This window comes from Siphonobacter curvatus, assembly GCF_002943425.1.
GTDB lineage: Bacteria > Bacteroidota > Bacteroidia > Cytophagales > Spirosomataceae > Siphonobacter > Siphonobacter curvatus.
In genome coordinates, this window is record NZ_PTRA01000003.1 from 384,770 (window position 1) to 399,970 (window position 15,201).

Sequence of the window (15,201 nt, forward strand, 5' to 3'; positions counted from 1 at the left end):
ACATATGAAATACTGGCCTTTGCTTGTTCTGATTTTGAGCCTAAATGCTATTTCGTTATTCGCTCAACGTAAAACGCTCCCTGAGAAAGAACGAGAGCTTCAAACTATTTTTCATCGTTTGGAGGCCGCATTTGACCTACTTCCAGGCACGGTCATCCTTGAGGTACGTCCTCGACATACCCGACAAGAGTATCTGTTGCCCCCAGCTGAAATGCGAAAAAGTGTTCCCCGCAAGATCGTTATTGCGGAGAGTCTTTACGACCTCTGTCAGTCCTTTGGCAAGGAGTCTTCAGCTGCTTTGGCAGGCGTGTTGGCCCACGAGTTAGCCCATTATAAATCGGATACCCCTTCTGGATTTGCAGGTCGGCTTAAGGCTATCAAAGAAGAAGAAATCAAAGCAGACCAATTAGGTTTCCGCATTGCCTATCAGACAGGTTATCCATCTTTTCAAGTAGCTCCGGCGTTATTTAAAAAGATTTACCAAACTTATAAACTCTCTATTACTTCTAGCCTTTATCCTTCTTACCAAGAGCGATTAGCTTCAATTACGGCTCAGGCACAACTCATCAGAAAGGAGGCGGAATGGTTTGAATTGGCAACTATCTTTTACCTGCTACAACATTATGAAGTGGCTCAGACCTATTTAATAGCCTTACAACAAAACTTCGCCTCTGCTGAAGTACGGAATAACCTGGGTCTATGCTTACTTAAGCAAGTGCCATTTAATCCTAAAATCACAGAATTTGCTTTACCCTTCGAATGGGATGCCCGAAACCGTTTGTTAAATGCTTCGGTAAGAGAAGAAAGTGAAACGGAGGAAGCAAGTCTATTACTGACCCAAGCTCAGTTACAGTTTGAATCGGCTCTTCGGTTGAACCCTCAATACATTCCGGCTCACATTAACCTAGCTTGCGTACAGTTCTTACGCGGTTATCCCGAATTGGCCATTCGTCAAATCAATGATTTACAAAACATGCAGGGAACGATTCCTTCACAAGCCGCACTAATTAGAGCCATTAGTCAAATGAAGCTGGGTCACATTAAAGAAGCTGGTCTTGATTTCGAGCAGATTAAAGAAGAGCCCACCTACGAATCTCAGAACAATTACGCCATGTACGAGCGATTAGCGAAGGGAACGCTTTCTCGCTTCTGGGATCGATTGGTAGGAATTTGGACTAACCCTGTTTCTACTGTATCTCAGCAATCACCACTATTTCCTGAAACTACCATTGGCAAGGCAGGTTTACATCTTCCTTATTCCTATATTAGGCTTCCCTCGCCGGACAAAGCAAGGGTCCAGGCAAGCCGGCAGCCAGATGCTCAACTCTATCAGGTTCAAGTAGGTACGCAGTGGTATAAATTAGCCCAAACTATCGAAGGCAAAGTTTACAAAACCCGACAGAAAAAACCTGCCTACCTAGGTCAGCTACGTTCACAATTGACTAAAGCCTATGGCTTACCCAGCCGCCAACATTCTTTTTTAGATACTGAGTTCTGGGTATATGATCAGGCACATACCATTTTCAAAATTCAGAATCATCGGATCACGGGTTGGTTTATTTACGATTAACGGCCTGAAAACTAAAAAAACGATTCGGGTCTGATTGGAGTAAATAGATATCTTTTGGTGTTTGCAAATAATATCCCTCTTCATCCTTGTAGATATTCCAATCGTGCCAGTCAGGTTGGCTTCCTAGCTTTACTTGAAGTTTAGCTCCCGAAAACCAATATGATGAGTCCGAATTAGCGATCCATTCCGTCTTTACAGAATCGGTAGCTACCATTCGTTTCGTTTCAACAAAGCCAGAGCTCGCAGTTACATCATAGATCGGTACATAAATAAATCTAATATTTTCTTTAGCGACTTCATATCGCTGAGATGTACTCCAAAAGAAATAACCTCCCCCCAGGCCAAGCGACAAAAGACCTACCCCAAGTAGCCAATTCTTCCAACGATAATAAAAGGACAGCTCTCTTAATTGAATGGGGTATTTTGTTTGAAGACTACGAATAAGTGCTCTATTTCTTTTCCTTTCAAACGTTTTGTATTTATTAATCCAGGTCAATTCTTCTGCGTACCACCTTTTCCAGTCGGCATTACTTTGAATTTGTATTTCTGCTTCTGCTCTTTCAACTTCAGTCAAGCGATGATGAATAAACAGCCTTAACTGCTCTCGTATTTCTTCTTCATTCATGGATTCTTTATTCATTACATTTCTAGGTCTGAGTGCAGGAAAGGTAAAATTTCATGAAGCTCGAATAGCATCTGTCTTTCATAATATTATCCACATACCCACGCGTACGGTTAACTATTTCGGCCATTTCCTCACTTCTGTAGCCAAAGTAAAATCTTAGTCGTAACAATTTTTCGCACAGAGGATCAGTTTCCTTTAACGATTCCATAGCCCACACCAGACATTCATCAACTTCCTCCTGAGGAGCGATGATATCCTCCATTCCTTCGTTTATTTCTTCTTCCCTGTAAAGATTTCTATATCGACTATATATTTTATTTCTCAAGATCCCCATGAAGTACTTCCCTAGTTCCACCCCTTGACTCAATGCTTTCAATGCGTTGTCAGGCTTTTCAAAGACCCCCAAAAAAGTATCATTAAGCAACTCCTGACACTCGGTCTTATGTTTAGTAAATCCTATTTTCTTATTCAGGTGTTTAACTAAAGCGGAACGATAAGGATAAGGACTCTTCTCTTTATATATCAATTCAAAGGTTGCGTTCCGTTCCTCTTCACTTCCCTGAATAAACGTTAAAAGGATCTCGTATTCGCTTTTCATTTAAATCTATAGTTACACCTCTAATGTACATAATTTAAATGTGTATCCTCTCCAGATATTTAAAAATTGGATCATAAACTCAGCTACAAAAGGTTTCAATTTGATAAAAGATAGTTTAAACATCATGAATCGATGATTTAAGCTAATAGCTGGAATTGAGATGTATGCATCGCTATTATAGTAATTCAAATTTTGATGACGTGTTTCTAATCTAAGAAAAGCAGATTAGCTCGAAGACCCTTCCTGGGTTAGCAAACAGTTCCTCAATAATAGCCTGAATCCGAGCCTGGGCTTCGGCCAGACTCCTAAACACCCAATGCTTGACTTGCGCAAGGAAAGCTGCGTATCCTTGACCCGTAAAAGGGACGATACAACTAAACGATCTTCCACCCGATACGCACCGGTGACACGGGAGGAGGCCCCCTGGGCGACCACTACCGGCCTAGCTCCGTCGGGGTGCCCGCCCGCAACTCATCCGCGCGGCGTCCGCAGGGCAGAGAATTGCCTGAGGGCCGAAGTCAGCCCCTATCTGATTAAACTTTTTTAAAATCTATGATGGCACTGGCCGTTTGTTGAGCATGAACAGGTCGAGCTGTTTTGGACTTGATTTGTAGCCGTTTCATAGATCGAATACGCCCCGCACTCAACCCCTAAACTTCCGGCCAGATAGGCTTGAATATCCGCTAGTGTCTGGGCGGTTCGCCGCGCGGCCTGATCATCAAACAGAAATCGACATAAATGGCTGATCTGGTTGGTGGACAGTTTACTAAAATAAGTGGCTTTGCGCGGTTGAAGTAAGGCTCCGAACCTTTGTTGGTAATAGGTTTTTCAGACCCGTTGCGCTTGTCATAGACTTAAATTAACCTATTGAACATCCGCAGCTTAGGCAGTGCATTACCCGTCTTTCAACAAGGGTAAAACCGAACATGATCTCTAAATTACGCGTTAGTTTATTGCTTCTCAATAGTTTGTAAGACGTGAAGTTCTTCTTTAATTTTAGTTGCATAATCCATTGCGCCAATATATGACAGTAAGCTTCTGATTTATTAGTACATTTCATTATAGTACTAGTTTTAATGAAAGAATCTTTTAAATATTTAAAAAGTCATTGATATTAGATTAGTTTAATAACAAGTCGAATATGTCAATTTATAATCTTGTTATTGATTGACAGGTAACGAATTCCTATGATTTATAACGTAGAATAGGTGATGTAATTCAATTATCTTTTAGTATTAGTCGTCTGTAAAATGTCATACATTTCCCGGATCTTTCAAAACCATTTAGCTGTTAACATTTCTGCTTCTATTCTTTTATCGATTCAAAAATCTCATGATCCATAAGCGGACATGAGGCGCATTCCAAGCATTCGGATTAAAATCGTTGATTAGTGGTTTTCCCTAAGAACCACTTTTCCATCAAGCCACTCATCGTTTTAATTCTATCCCCAATTAAGTTATCAAGTAAATACATAATGCGTATCTACACATGGCGATCCCAGTCTTGAGTGAGTATCTATAGCTTATTTAGTACATCTTATTAAAGCGGCTTGAGTAGACTAAGTTATAGGTTACGCAACTCCAGTGCTCAAGGGTACTTAATTTTCATCACACCCATATAAAGTATCTTGGTGTGATGATAAGTCTTGCCCAAACGATAGCTCAACGGATTGACCAATTGGCTGAAGATGTGAGCTTTGGCTACGACCAGCTTGGCCTTTCCAAAGAGCAATATCAAACCGCAGCAAAAGCTCCGAATAGGCTTCAGCAAAAGGGCATCATTAGAAAAATATCGAAGGGTCGATTCTATCCCAAACAAACCCTTTATATTTGTTATAAGCAAATGTAATTAGGACAAATGTAACTAGAATTCGTTACTGCTCTCTGGATGTCCTACTCAGCTAAGAACTAGATTACGCTTTCCTGGATGGGCAGCAGTGCTGCATTAGACTCTATAGTAGGTGCGAGGGTACCGCCGGTTAATCTCTCATGAAGACTCACGCATCATTAACTTTATGACCGCCGTATGCATTCTACGTTTACGATTACCATGCTGGCCCCTTCCGGGGAAGGAAAGACCACCTATCTATCCTCGTTAGTAGACGCCGTTCAAAAAGATTTTCTTACCCATATACCGCTGGAATTTAACTTAGATGCTGAGGCTGAACAGGCCTTAACCCAGGAAAAGCAAAAATTAGTCACTACGCTTAGTAAAGGTACCATTGGCTATCGGGATGGCATTCAGTCAACGGCCGACGTAGGCGAGTACACCCTAGACATTGCGCATCCTTCGGATGATCCCTTTTTAACCCTTCGCTTTGTGGATCTACCCGGCGAATGGTTGCAGGAGGATCCGGACCGTGTATCCGCCTATGTGGATCGTTCCACGGCTATATTCATTCCCGTCGATACGGCTAGCTTGATGAACGACATCCGGGGTAACCACGATCAGCAGGCCATACTGGACATTTTAATCCAAGCCTTTGATGCGCTCACCGAGCCGCGTTTGGTGATTTTCATTCCGACCAAAGCAGAAACGTACGTAGGGACCCGGGAAGGGACCCAGCAGGTGATGGACAAAATAGCGGAGGTGTACGCGCCCCTGATGCATTTTTTGACGCAGCAAAGCCTGGTACGCGTAGCGATTATTCCCATCGAGACCCTGGGTAGTAGTCAATTGATGTATTTCACCCGCGGTGGAAGCAATCAACTCCTCCAACCCGTCTTCAGCGTTACGGAGCGTCATCGGTTCAATCCCCGCAACACCGAGTATCCCTTGGTTTATTTACTAAGCTTTATCTTTGAACTCTATTACCTGCGGCGAAGCTATGGAGTGATGGGTTTTTTTCGAAACTTATTTCGAGGCGTACACTACCTGAAAAATTACTCCCGGCAGTTAGGCCAGCCGTTTGCAACCCTGCCCGAGTTTAAAGTCATTAACGAAGGCTTTATGCAGATCCAAAAGCGTTGAGAAAAGGACTCATCACCAGCGATCATTCTGTTTCGGATTAATTTGAAAGCGCCTGTCTAAAAGCTTTGGCACGGTCAGGAAATGACTGCTTGGAGCAAGGGTAGCATAGGCTTGTCCAGTTAATTTTTATAGTTAGAACGAATTATATGACGGATTTTCCTCTTTTTAAAAGCCTGTTTAACGATGTGTGGCAGGAGCTAACCAATGCCTGCCAGCAGCATTTAAAGGGACTCGATCAGGCGCGTAATTTGCCTAATCTGTCCATGCAGGAAAAGTTCGATTCCATCCAGGAAGCCTGCCGGCGTCAGTTAGCTTCCCTGTCGACGCAGACGATTGAACTTACCCACCATTCATTAGGCTCGTATAATAAAACCTATGAGGTCTACCTCAATGAATACCGGACGTTCATTACCCGCGAATTTTTAACCTTGGGCGACACCCTCAATCAGGGACTTGCGCAGGCCAAGCAGGGAATCTTTGATCGGATGCAGCAGGAAGGTCGTTTGAAAGGGGTGTCCGAAAAGGATTTGCCTTTTGAAGAATCGTTACTCCGGGAGATGGCCATACTGCCGGACCTGGAAATGCCTTTACGCTGGTTTAAGGAATTCCACGTGTCGTATCTGGGATCCTTGCACTTTAAAATTCGGGAACACCTGGACATCCTCAAGCCGGATTTCATTTTCATTCACCTTTCCCGGGATGCTTCCGCGCAGGACATCCTGCTATACATCACCAATTCAGTCGAAGACTGTCTGGATCGGATTCAGGAGGAGTACGAAGCCTGGGCTAAAGATTTGAATAAAATGTCCTTTGCTTTAGTCGAAGAAGTACTCGATCAACTCTTTCGGGCTAAAAACGCCCGGGATCACTGGGAAATCTTTTACTACCGCCATCGCACCATGATTTGGCCCGAAACGTATCAGGGCTGGTCTTCCAAGCAGGAAGCCCTAAAGCAGGGACAGGCGCAACTCGAGCAGTTAAAACACTTCCTTTCGTAAGTAGTGAATCGTCCTTACCCAGCAAGTAAGGACTTTTTTTTGCCCTTGGCAGGGATAAGCCGAAGTCGGCTCGCAGGAAGAAGTAGCGGGCTACTAGTTATTCAGTAAGTGCAGCAGGAGAAATTGCTTATCAAAAGATAGCTAGAGGCCAGGTATAAACCCTTGAGAATAAAGTATTAGTTAACCAATCTATGTCGATACTTGTATTTTTAGGCTAATTAATAAAACAAATTTTATTAATGATTGATATACGTTTTATGGGTACTCGTCGACACAATTTGAGTTTTGTTAACAAAATGATTTTTCTTTTATAGCTACGTATATAATTTAGGGTAATTAAAATTATTCGCTCATTTTTTAATCTTGGCGGGTTAAAAAATAACTTAGTAAAAGCCTATCCATGTTGTGGATAGGCTTTTTCGTTGCTTAGTCCTCATCGTCGAGTTTTCCTAACGAAACCGTCAACTTAAGCCCCGCAAATACATTATCAAGGCCGTGGTTAGGCCGAATCAAACCCGCATTGGATACATGGCGTACCCCAATTTTGACTTCCGCGTTGATGCGCTGGTAGATGGGATAGTGAAAACCGATCCGGATATTATTCGAGAAAATAAAGCCCGGGGCCTGGCGTACGGGCGTTGAATGGATGTAATGGGGGCCCGTGCTACTTGAAATCGTAAAGTACCGGCGGGTGGACCGATCATCTAAATAGGCGTGGAAAATAACGCCGACGTTAACTCCCGCTTCCCAGGTATCCTGCAGGGTTTCTACCTTCCAGTCGCGGTAGGTGGCCAGGTTGAACTGGGGTTGTAACAACAAATTGACGGCTACGTTCTTTTTAATCGTTTGAATCAGGGGTTTTTGGTATTCCAACTCAATGAGGGTGGCGTAATAATCGTAGTCCTGATTCATTTTATACCCACTCTTCAGGCTGTGTTCTACGGTTACACCGACATAGTGGTGCGTATTCTGGCGGTAATACGTGGAATCCTGCGCCCATAGGGCATCTGAGCCTAGCAGGGCTAGGCTGGTAAGTACAATAGCTTTCATGGCGGTTACTTGCTAGTAGTGGTTGTTGGCGGACATAGAGCTACTAGGTCAGGCAGTAAACCTGATTACCAATGGGAAATAAAACCATCATTAGACCGGGAAAAGCCTAAGGCGATAGGCTTCCTGCGACCGGCGTCTACTCATGTAAAGGATGGATGGTACGAGTTAAATACGGGTAAATGGACGTTGATAATTCAGTTTAAAGCAAAGGTTCGTGGGTAAAATCGTGTACCGATAAGCCCTATACGAAGCAGTGGGTGTAGGGTTTAGCGGTAAGAGTCCCGCTTGATAAGCCCATTTCTGATGCTACGTATAGTCTTATATTATTCTTAACAAAAGTCCATGCCAGCCTTGGTTGGCGCGTGATCTGGACACTTTTTTCTGTGAAAAGCTCCGGTGGCAGCAAAGTCGTAAGGCTAGAATCCTGCGTAATAGTTATCTTTTCTTTGAATGGCTAGTATGCTAAGTATAAACGCTTAAGATACCTGATTTGCCTAAAAAATCTTATCTTTTTCAAAGGATTATACGAGTGCTAAAGGTTAAAAACAGATTAAAAAAGTATTTATAGTAAAAGAAATACTTAGGTTTTATGCCTGCAGAAATGGTATGAGACAGTAAAGAAGCCTGCGGGAGCAGGAGGAAAGAAAATAGCTCCAGCCACTACCCCGGTTGGGCAAAATTGTAGGGGAAACTACCAGGTAGGCCTCTTTTGAAGCTTCGTAGGCAATAAAATTTGCAAAAATAAGTCGATTTTTTCACGTCCCGGGTAATTCGCAGATTACTAAGCCAATAGACATGCCTAGGTACGCATTTTATGGCGCGAGCACGATTTTTTTAGCCCTTATTAAACGAGCACTGGCTGACAAACGAGAAAAGGATCACTTGCTTTTACTTCCTGGATGTATTTACTTTAGGACGTTGTCCAAGAAAAACGTTCTCGTTTACCCCATAACTCATACCGCCATATGTGTTTTAGATTTCCAGATAGGAAATGCTTGACGCGGCCCATGAGTGTTTGATAAGCCTCTCCTGCCGCCATTGGATGGGTTTGCGCACTCCCGGTTATCCTTTCTAAGGGTATCCGGGTTTTGTGTTTGTAAGGGGGTAATTCTTGTCTTTCCAGCTCCGTTGCCTTGGATACCTTCGGTCTTTCCCGTAGCCTGACGCCTACGAATCCATATGAACCGGTACAAACGGTTTCGCGTCCCGCTTTCGATGCTACTGATTGGAACGTAAGCCTACTTTGCTACGTACGAAGCCAGAAGTAAGGCTGCCGGGTGGTTAGCCCTAGCGAGTTAGGCTTGCAGGAGTGCTGCTAACACAGGCTGCTGGCCATGCTTATGAATCCAGGGATTTTAATGGAAACTTGGGGGGTAGGGTTTGACTTCTACCGTCACTCAAATAAATCCGCTGGGTAGTAGCATCAAAACTGCGAATGTGGCGCAAATTGGCTAAGATGTGCGGGAGCTCTTGGGTGAGCTGGGCAAAATCGTAATTTTCCTGCAGGGCCTGGCTCACTTTTTCAAGGAGGGCATCCGATTCAATGCGGTGCCCATTGATTAAATGAATCGTGTAGGGCAGGGCCAGAAACGAAATATTATCCACGGCAATGTATTCGCGCACCCCTTTGCGAACGTCGACTTGTACGCGGTCGCGGATGATGAGCTCTTCCTCTTCCTCCAAAGCCCCCAGTTGATTGGACAACTCCCAGGTGCGGATAGTTTTGGTCATTAACTCGTTTTCTACCAAAAAACCATCGTGACCGTAGAGCGAGTCAATTTCGGTAAGCTCAGCATTGGGAATGTAGCGGGCCAGAAACCGCTGCTCTTCTACGGGAAATAAAACATCGGATTGAATGCCAATGATGAGCGTCTGGGCTTTGATTTGGTTTAAGGCGCTCATGGCTCCCCCGCGGTTTCTACCCACATCGTGGGAATCCATCATCTGGGAGAGGGTATAGTAAGAAAACGCATTAAAGCGCTTGGCAATTTTTTCCCCCTGATAGCGCTGGTACGAGCTCGCCCGGAAGTGTTCCAGAGCTGATTCTTCGCGCGCCTGGGTAAATTCATACATCACCGCACTGCGGTAACTCAGCAGGGCCGTAGCCCGAGCTGCCTTCATGCCCTGCAGACCCGCGTCGGCGCGCCGCTCCTGCCAGGTTTGATCGGCTTCAATGGCCATGCGTTGGGATTCATTAAAGGCAATGCCCCAGGGCGACATGCGGGCGTTGGTGGCAATGAGAATGAGTTGTTTAAAAAGGTCGGGTTGCTGAATGGCCCATTCCAGGGCTTGCTGGCCCCCCAGCGAGCCGCCCACCAGCATGCGAATGCGGGTAAGACCCAAGTGTTGCCGCAGTAAATCCAGGCTACCAACCACATCCCGAATGGTAATCAACGGAAAATCCTGATAATAGGGTTCTCCGGTCAGGGGATTCATGGAAAGCGCTGAGGTTGAGCCGTAAGCGGATCCGAGTACATTTGCACAGACGATAAAATATTGACGCGTATCGAGCAGTTTGCCTTCCCCCACCAGGCCGTTCCACCAGTCGGTTACGTCCGAGTTTCCCGTCAACGCATGGCAAATCCATACCACATTATCGGCCGCCGCATTCAGCGTTCCGAACGTATGATAAGCCAGTTGAATTTCGGGCAGTACCTGACCACATTCCAGTGAAAACTCCTGCGGGTAATGAAAAATTTGTAAAGCAGACAACTTGAAAAGCATTAATGGTAAAACGTGTATGCGTTACGAAAGAACGGGTCAAAACCCGCTCTTTCGTATAAGACTTAGACTGCCAACGCGGCGGCCAGCGCCTGCTCGATATCGGCCTTGATATCCTCAATGTGCTCAAGTCCCAGCGATACCCGTAGCAATCCCGGTGCCACGCCGGCACTGGCTTGTTCGGATTCGGAAAGCTGGGAGTGCGTCGTGCTGGCGGGATGAATAATGAGCGTTTTGGCGTCGCCTACGTTTGCCACGTGACTAATGAGTTGTAAGTGGTTGACCAGGCGGTCCGCTACGTCTTTTCCCGCCCGTAGCTTAAAGGTCAACACGCCCCCAAAGCCCCGCGTCAGGTACTTCTGCGCTAGTTCGTGGTAAGGACTGCTGGCTAGGCCGGGGTAATTGACGTATTCCACGGCGGAATGGCCCTGCAGCCACTCGGCCAGCGCCAGCGCATTGTCGTTGGTGCGCTCCACGCGCAGGGAAAGCGTTTCGAGTCCCTGCAAGAGTAAAAAGCTATTAAACGGGGCCTGAGATGGTCCCCAGTCGCGCAGGCCTTCGACCCGGGCCCGGATGATAAACTGAATATTACCAAAGGGACCCCCTACGCCGAAGACATCATTTAACACTAAGCCGTGGTAGCTGGGCGAAGGCTGGGTAAACTGTGGATACTTGCCATTACCCCAGTTATACGTACCCCCATCTACAATCACACCGCCCATGGTCGTCCCGTGGCCCCCAATCCATTTGGTGGCGGAGCTCACGACAATATGGGCCCCGTGTTTAAGCGGCTGGGCAATGGCACCGCCCGCACCGAAGGTATTATCCACGATCAGGGGCAAATCGTACTTTTGCGCCAGGGCAGCAAAGGCGTCAAAATCTGGAATGTTAAAGCCGGGATTGCCAATGGTTTCCAGGTACAAGAATTTCGTCTTCTCATCAATCAGGCGCTCGAAGGATTCTACTTTATCACCGTCGGCAAAGCGGGCTTCCACGCCAATATTTTTAAAGGAGTTCTTAAACTGATTGTAGCTACCCCCGTAGAGGTAGGAAGTCGTCACAAAGTTGTCCCCTACGGTCGTAATATTATTGATGGCGATAAACTGAGCGGCGTGTCCCGAGGCTACCGATAGCGCGGCAACGCCTCCTTCCAGCGCAGCGATGCGTTTTTCAAACACATCGTGCGTCGGGTTCATAATTCGCGTATAGATATTACCGAACTCTTGTAGACCAAAGAGCCGGGCGCCGTGCTCGGAATCATTGAACTGATAAGCCGTGGTTTGATAAATGGGGACGGCTCGGGCGTTGGTAGCGGGATCAATCTGTTGCCCCGCGTGTAGCTGGAGCGTTTCAAAACGTAATTCAGACATGTTGTTGCAGAATTAATGCGTGAAAAGAAAATAAATAGGATTTAGAGTAAGCGTTGAATACCCCTGAAGCGATATTCCGTATGCAACCAACAAAAAGAGTAGCAAGCCCGAAAAGGCAGAATGTAAACCAACGAAGGAACAAGAAGGTGGGGCGAAGATGCCGCCCCGGGCGATGGGGTAGTCCGTTGCATAAAGGGTGCTTCACTTATCTCTCCCTGAAGACCTTCTTCAGGGCAGGAATTAGCACCTTGTTCCCCATGGAATAGGTTGCCAGCGGTTCACAGAGCCCGTCTCTCCCCGCTTCTCGATAAGCCAACGCGCGCAAACGGCTGACTTTTCAGCTGCAAACTTACGCAAGGAATAAACAATGTTAAAAAGAAGGCAAGATTTTTTGTCGGCCTGCGCTGGATGGAGTTTAAGAGTAGGTATGGGAATCCTTTCGGTATGAACTATTTTTGCCTGGTAGGGGCTTATCCCTTATCGATGACTAATTGCTAGCGTATGGAAAATCCCGTTCTCATTTTTGGAGCTAAAACCCTGGGTAAAACCGCCCTGGATATTTTTAATCGTAATCAAGTGCTCGTGTATGGCTTTTTAGACGATGATGAAACCACGCACGGGACCGAAATCGGGGATATTTCCGTCTTTGGGGCCACCGATAATGAAGGCTTTACCAAGCTCATTGGCCAGAAGTGTGAAGCGTTCGTAGCGGTAGAGGACCGCACGGAGCGTAAAAGTCTGGTTGAATTCCTGCACGAAACCCGGCAGGTGCAACCCGTCAATGCCGTCCATCCTTCCGCCATTATTTCCGAAGATGCCCACGTGGGTCATGGGAATCTCGTAGCTGCTGGCGTAATTCTTCAGCCCTTTTCCAAGGTAAATAACCATTGTCTGCTGCACGCGGGAGCCATCGTGGATACGGAAGCGGAACTTGAAGATTTTGTGCAAGTCGGTGCGGGAAGTGTGATTGGCACGGGCGCAAAGATTGGTGAGAATACCTTTATTGGGGCCGGGGTAACGATTGTAGCGGGCGTAGAAATTGGAAAAAATGCGCGCATTGGGGCCGGTTCAGTCGTGATTGAAAATATCGCAGCGGGTGCTACGGTCTTTGGCAATCCGGCAAAAAAGATGTAAAAGTTAAGCTTATCATCTGGTAAAAAAAGCGCTTCCTGTCAACGAAGCGCTTTTTTTATGGCCCGCTTAAAGAAGCGATAAACAGCGGCACGAATGCGCATGATAGGTCCTTAACTTGGCAAGATAAATCCCGTAAAGTCTCCCTTAAAAGGAAGGGAGCTACGAAACTAATAATTGTATTTTTTTTATAACAAAAGTGACATATCAAATGTTATGTGGCTGAAAACGTTCTAGGGGGCTGATACAAAAGGAATTAACGATTGTTGCAACAGCCCCTGTAAACGTCTTCGTTGAATTGGTATAATTTTTTTAATATTCTTCTGCCCCAGCTTGAATCTATGGAAAGCCTGTAAAGTTTAATTAAAATATAGGCGATCGGTTTTTCGAAAAAAATCTTTTCTACACATCCAAAACTTCTGGATCTACGTAGTTTTAGGTGATAAGCCATTGCTTATTAGTGGCGCGTTTAAACCGTTCATTTGCTCGTGGCAAACCGATGAAAGGTATTAGACTCACTTTGGGAAACGGATGATTTTTACGAATTGCGGTTTTTACGAGTTTCGAACCCATTGAATTATTTTAAATTTTTACGTAGGTCCGTACGGATGTAGCACGGATGATAAAAGGGCCTTTATACGCATCTCATGGACGATTTGCTTGCTTTCAAAAGCACGGAGCTTTACGCCGCTAGGGAGTAAGCACACATCTAACCCCTTACTATATTATGAATACGGAAATTGATGAACTAGTTTCGCATGTTGAACAAGGAACAGTTCCCATTCCGACGGGTGATGGGATTTCGTCTCTACGGGAGAAGGAAGCAGCCCGCCCCTCGGATGTTCGTACTATAGTTAAATCCATGAGCTCTGAAAGTATATGGCAGCGTTTGAAAAATCGATTTTTTCCCGCCCATCCAATCGAGGAAGAACCGGTCAAAGACTGCTTTTGGAAAGTTGACATTCATTCCCATTTAATACCTGGTGTAGATGATGGCGTTTCTACCTGGGAAGATTCCCTAGCCTGTTTGCAGCAGTATGTAGAATGGGGCATTGAAAAAGTAGTGACCACGCCGCACGTGAGTAGGGATTACTTCCCTAATAAACCCGAGCAGTTGCTTCAGGCGAAAGAACAACTACAGGCGCTGGTGAAGGAACATAACCTCCCGTTGACGGTTGAGGTAGCAGCGGAATACCTGCTCGACGACTTCTTCCTGGATCTTCTCAATAAAAAAGAAGTCCTGAGTTTCGGCGCGGAAAAATACTTGCTCGTGGAAACGGCTTGGTCCTCGGCTCCTTTACATCTGACCGATCTCATCTTTCGCATTCAAGCCGCGGGGTATACACCCATCTTGGCTCATCCCGAGCGCTATAAATACTATCATAACTTTGAGGCTGAGCTCGAGCGCCACCGGCAGGCGGGTTGCCTTTTGCAACTCAATGCGATGTCATTGACGGGTAAATACGGCGATCAAGCCCGTAAACAGGGAAAAATCCTGTTGCAAAACGGCTGGGTAGATTTTATTGGTAGCGATCTGCACCGTCCGGCCGACTTGCCCCGCTTTGAACGCTTATTTAACATATCGGACTATAAGCAACTCAAGACGCAGCCCTTACGTAACAGCTCGCTTCTGTAAGTTAATTATAGTATTATTTTAATATTTTCCTTGCACTATCTATGTTGAGATAGGATTAGGAAAACACCATTTTCTTTGGTTTGTAAATAAATGAGGTCAAAAGTCATGGTTATTTATGGTAATTATCTTGTTTTTTACCACTAAAGTTTCGTGTTTTCGAAACAATTGTGCCTCATCTAGGTAGTTAACAAAAAATTGTATTTTATTTGAACCAGCAGTATATGCAAACCAGCCTTTTCTCCTTTTTTAAAGCGTATTGTCCTACTAACGCTGTGAATGCTAAACGTTTAGTCGCGGTTGGAAAGTTAGCCGCCGTAGTTATAGCTAGCAGTATTTTTACGGGTTGCGTATCCTCGAAGAACCTAGCGCTCTTCCAGGAAGGCCCCAATACAACCATTGATTCCCTCAACATTGCTCAGCAGTACACACCCCGTGTGCAGGTCGGCGATGTGCTCTCCATTACCGTCAGTAGCTTAAACCCCGAGGCTTCGGCCGTCTTTAATCTGCCCGAGTCCCAAGCTATGATTCAAGG

Annotated in this window: 10 protein-coding genes, 1 pseudogene and 1 riboswitch; of the genes and pseudogenes, 6 read left to right on the top strand and 5 right to left on the bottom strand. The window is 45.5% G+C overall.

The features are described from left to right. Positions 1 to 4 precede the first annotated feature (4 nt). Entirely contained in the window at positions 5 to 1,570 is a 1,566-nt protein-coding gene (locus tag C5O19_RS18690) for a hypothetical protein (protein ID WP_104714896.1), read from the top strand. On the opposite strand, the gene C5O19_RS18695 is transcribed toward C5O19_RS18690, so the two are convergent. Continuing rightward, positions 1,557 to 2,195 (bottom strand): hypothetical protein, encoded by a 639-nt coding sequence (locus C5O19_RS18695; protein WP_165796068.1) that lies wholly within the window; start codon positions 2,193 to 2,195, stop codon positions 1,557 to 1,559. The genes C5O19_RS18690 and C5O19_RS18695 overlap by 14 nt on opposite strands. A gap of 22 nt (positions 2,196 to 2,217) precedes the next feature. Continuing rightward, entirely contained in the window at positions 2,218 to 2,793 is a 576-nt protein-coding gene (locus C5O19_RS18700; RefSeq protein ID WP_104714898.1) for an RNA polymerase sigma factor, read from the bottom strand. Between the two features lie 2,025 nt (positions 2,794 to 4,818). Here C5O19_RS18700 and C5O19_RS18710 point away from each other — a divergent pair. Both C5O19_RS18710 and C5O19_RS18715 read left to right on the top strand, forming a co-directional pair. Continuing rightward, entirely contained in the window at positions 4,819 to 5,763 is a 945-nt protein-coding gene (locus C5O19_RS18710; protein WP_104714900.1) for a TRAFAC clade GTPase domain-containing protein, read from the top strand. Between the two features lie 146 nt (positions 5,764 to 5,909). Further along, a complete protein-coding gene (locus tag C5O19_RS18715) occupies positions 5,910 to 6,761 on the top strand; it encodes a hypothetical protein (protein WP_104714901.1) in 852 nt (283 codons plus the stop codon). 426 nt (positions 6,762 to 7,187) lie between these two features. Here C5O19_RS18715 and C5O19_RS18720 read toward each other — a convergent pair whose 3' ends face one another. The 3 genes from C5O19_RS18720 to C5O19_RS18730 all read right to left on the bottom strand — a co-directional run bounded on the left by C5O19_RS18720 (position 7,188) and on the right by C5O19_RS18730 (position 11,902). Then, positions 7,188 to 7,811: an acyloxyacyl hydrolase gene (locus C5O19_RS18720; protein ID WP_104714902.1), complete on the bottom strand. Its 624-nt coding sequence runs from the start codon at positions 7,809 to 7,811 to the stop codon at positions 7,188 to 7,190. A 1,338-nt stretch (positions 7,812 to 9,149) separates the two neighbouring features. Beyond that, a complete protein-coding gene (locus tag C5O19_RS18725) occupies positions 9,150 to 10,523 on the bottom strand; it encodes a homoserine O-acetyltransferase family protein (protein WP_317046511.1) in 1,374 nt (457 codons plus the stop codon). A gap of 74 nt (positions 10,524 to 10,597) precedes the next feature. Then, positions 10,598 to 11,902 carry an O-acetylhomoserine aminocarboxypropyltransferase/cysteine synthase family protein gene (locus tag C5O19_RS18730; RefSeq protein ID WP_104714904.1) on the bottom strand — a complete coding sequence of 435 codons (1,305 nt, stop codon included), beginning with the start codon at positions 11,900 to 11,902 and terminating at the stop codon, positions 10,598 to 10,600. A gap of 202 nt (positions 11,903 to 12,104) precedes the next feature. Beyond that, a riboswitch (SAM riboswitch) is annotated at positions 12,105 to 12,216 on the bottom strand. 187 nt (positions 12,217 to 12,403) lie between these two features. On the opposite strand from C5O19_RS18730, the gene C5O19_RS18735 reads away from it, so the two are divergent. From C5O19_RS18735 to C5O19_RS18745, 3 genes and pseudogenes are all read left to right on the top strand, one after another. Next, positions 12,404 to 13,036 carry an acetyltransferase gene (locus C5O19_RS18735; protein WP_104714905.1) on the top strand — a complete coding sequence of 211 codons (633 nt, stop codon included), beginning with the start codon at positions 12,404 to 12,406 and terminating at the stop codon, positions 13,034 to 13,036. A 724-nt stretch (positions 13,037 to 13,760) separates the two neighbouring features. Continuing rightward, positions 13,761 to 14,669 (top strand): tyrosine-protein phosphatase, encoded by a 909-nt coding sequence (locus C5O19_RS18740; RefSeq protein ID WP_243406442.1) that lies wholly within the window; start codon positions 13,761 to 13,763, stop codon positions 14,667 to 14,669. 272 nt (positions 14,670 to 14,941) lie between these two features. Next, positions 14,942 to 15,201 (top strand): annotated as a pseudogene (locus C5O19_RS18745) (polysaccharide biosynthesis/export family protein); the annotation flags it as partial.

Excerpts from the sequence above, each read along its gene's own strand:
- C5O19_RS18695 (WP_165796068.1), bottom strand. The coding sequence starts at position 2,195 with ATGAATGAAGAAGAAATACGAGAGCAGTTAAGGCTGTTTATTCATCAT.
- C5O19_RS18740 (WP_243406442.1), top strand. The coding sequence starts at position 13,761 with ATGAATACGGAAATTGATGAACTAGTTTCGCATGTTGAACAAGGAACA.
- C5O19_RS18735 (WP_104714905.1), top strand. The coding sequence starts at position 12,404 with ATGGAAAATCCCGTTCTCATTTTTGGAGCTAAAACCCTGGGTAAAACC.
- C5O19_RS18715 (WP_104714901.1), top strand. The coding sequence starts at position 5,910 with ATGACGGATTTTCCTCTTTTTAAAAGCCTGTTTAACGATGTGTGGCAG.
- C5O19_RS18720 (WP_104714902.1), bottom strand. The coding sequence starts at position 7,811 with ATGAAAGCTATTGTACTTACCAGCCTAGCCCTGCTAGGCTCAGATGCC.
- C5O19_RS18730 (WP_104714904.1), bottom strand. The coding sequence starts at position 11,902 with ATGTCTGAATTACGTTTTGAAACGCTCCAGCTACACGCGGGGCAACAG.
- C5O19_RS18690 (WP_104714896.1), top strand. The coding sequence starts at position 5 with ATGAAATACTGGCCTTTGCTTGTTCTGATTTTGAGCCTAAATGCTATT.
- C5O19_RS18710 (WP_104714900.1), top strand. The coding sequence starts at position 4,819 with ATGCATTCTACGTTTACGATTACCATGCTGGCCCCTTCCGGGGAAGGA.
- C5O19_RS18700 (WP_104714898.1), bottom strand. The coding sequence starts at position 2,793 with ATGAAAAGCGAATACGAGATCCTTTTAACGTTTATTCAGGGAAGTGAA.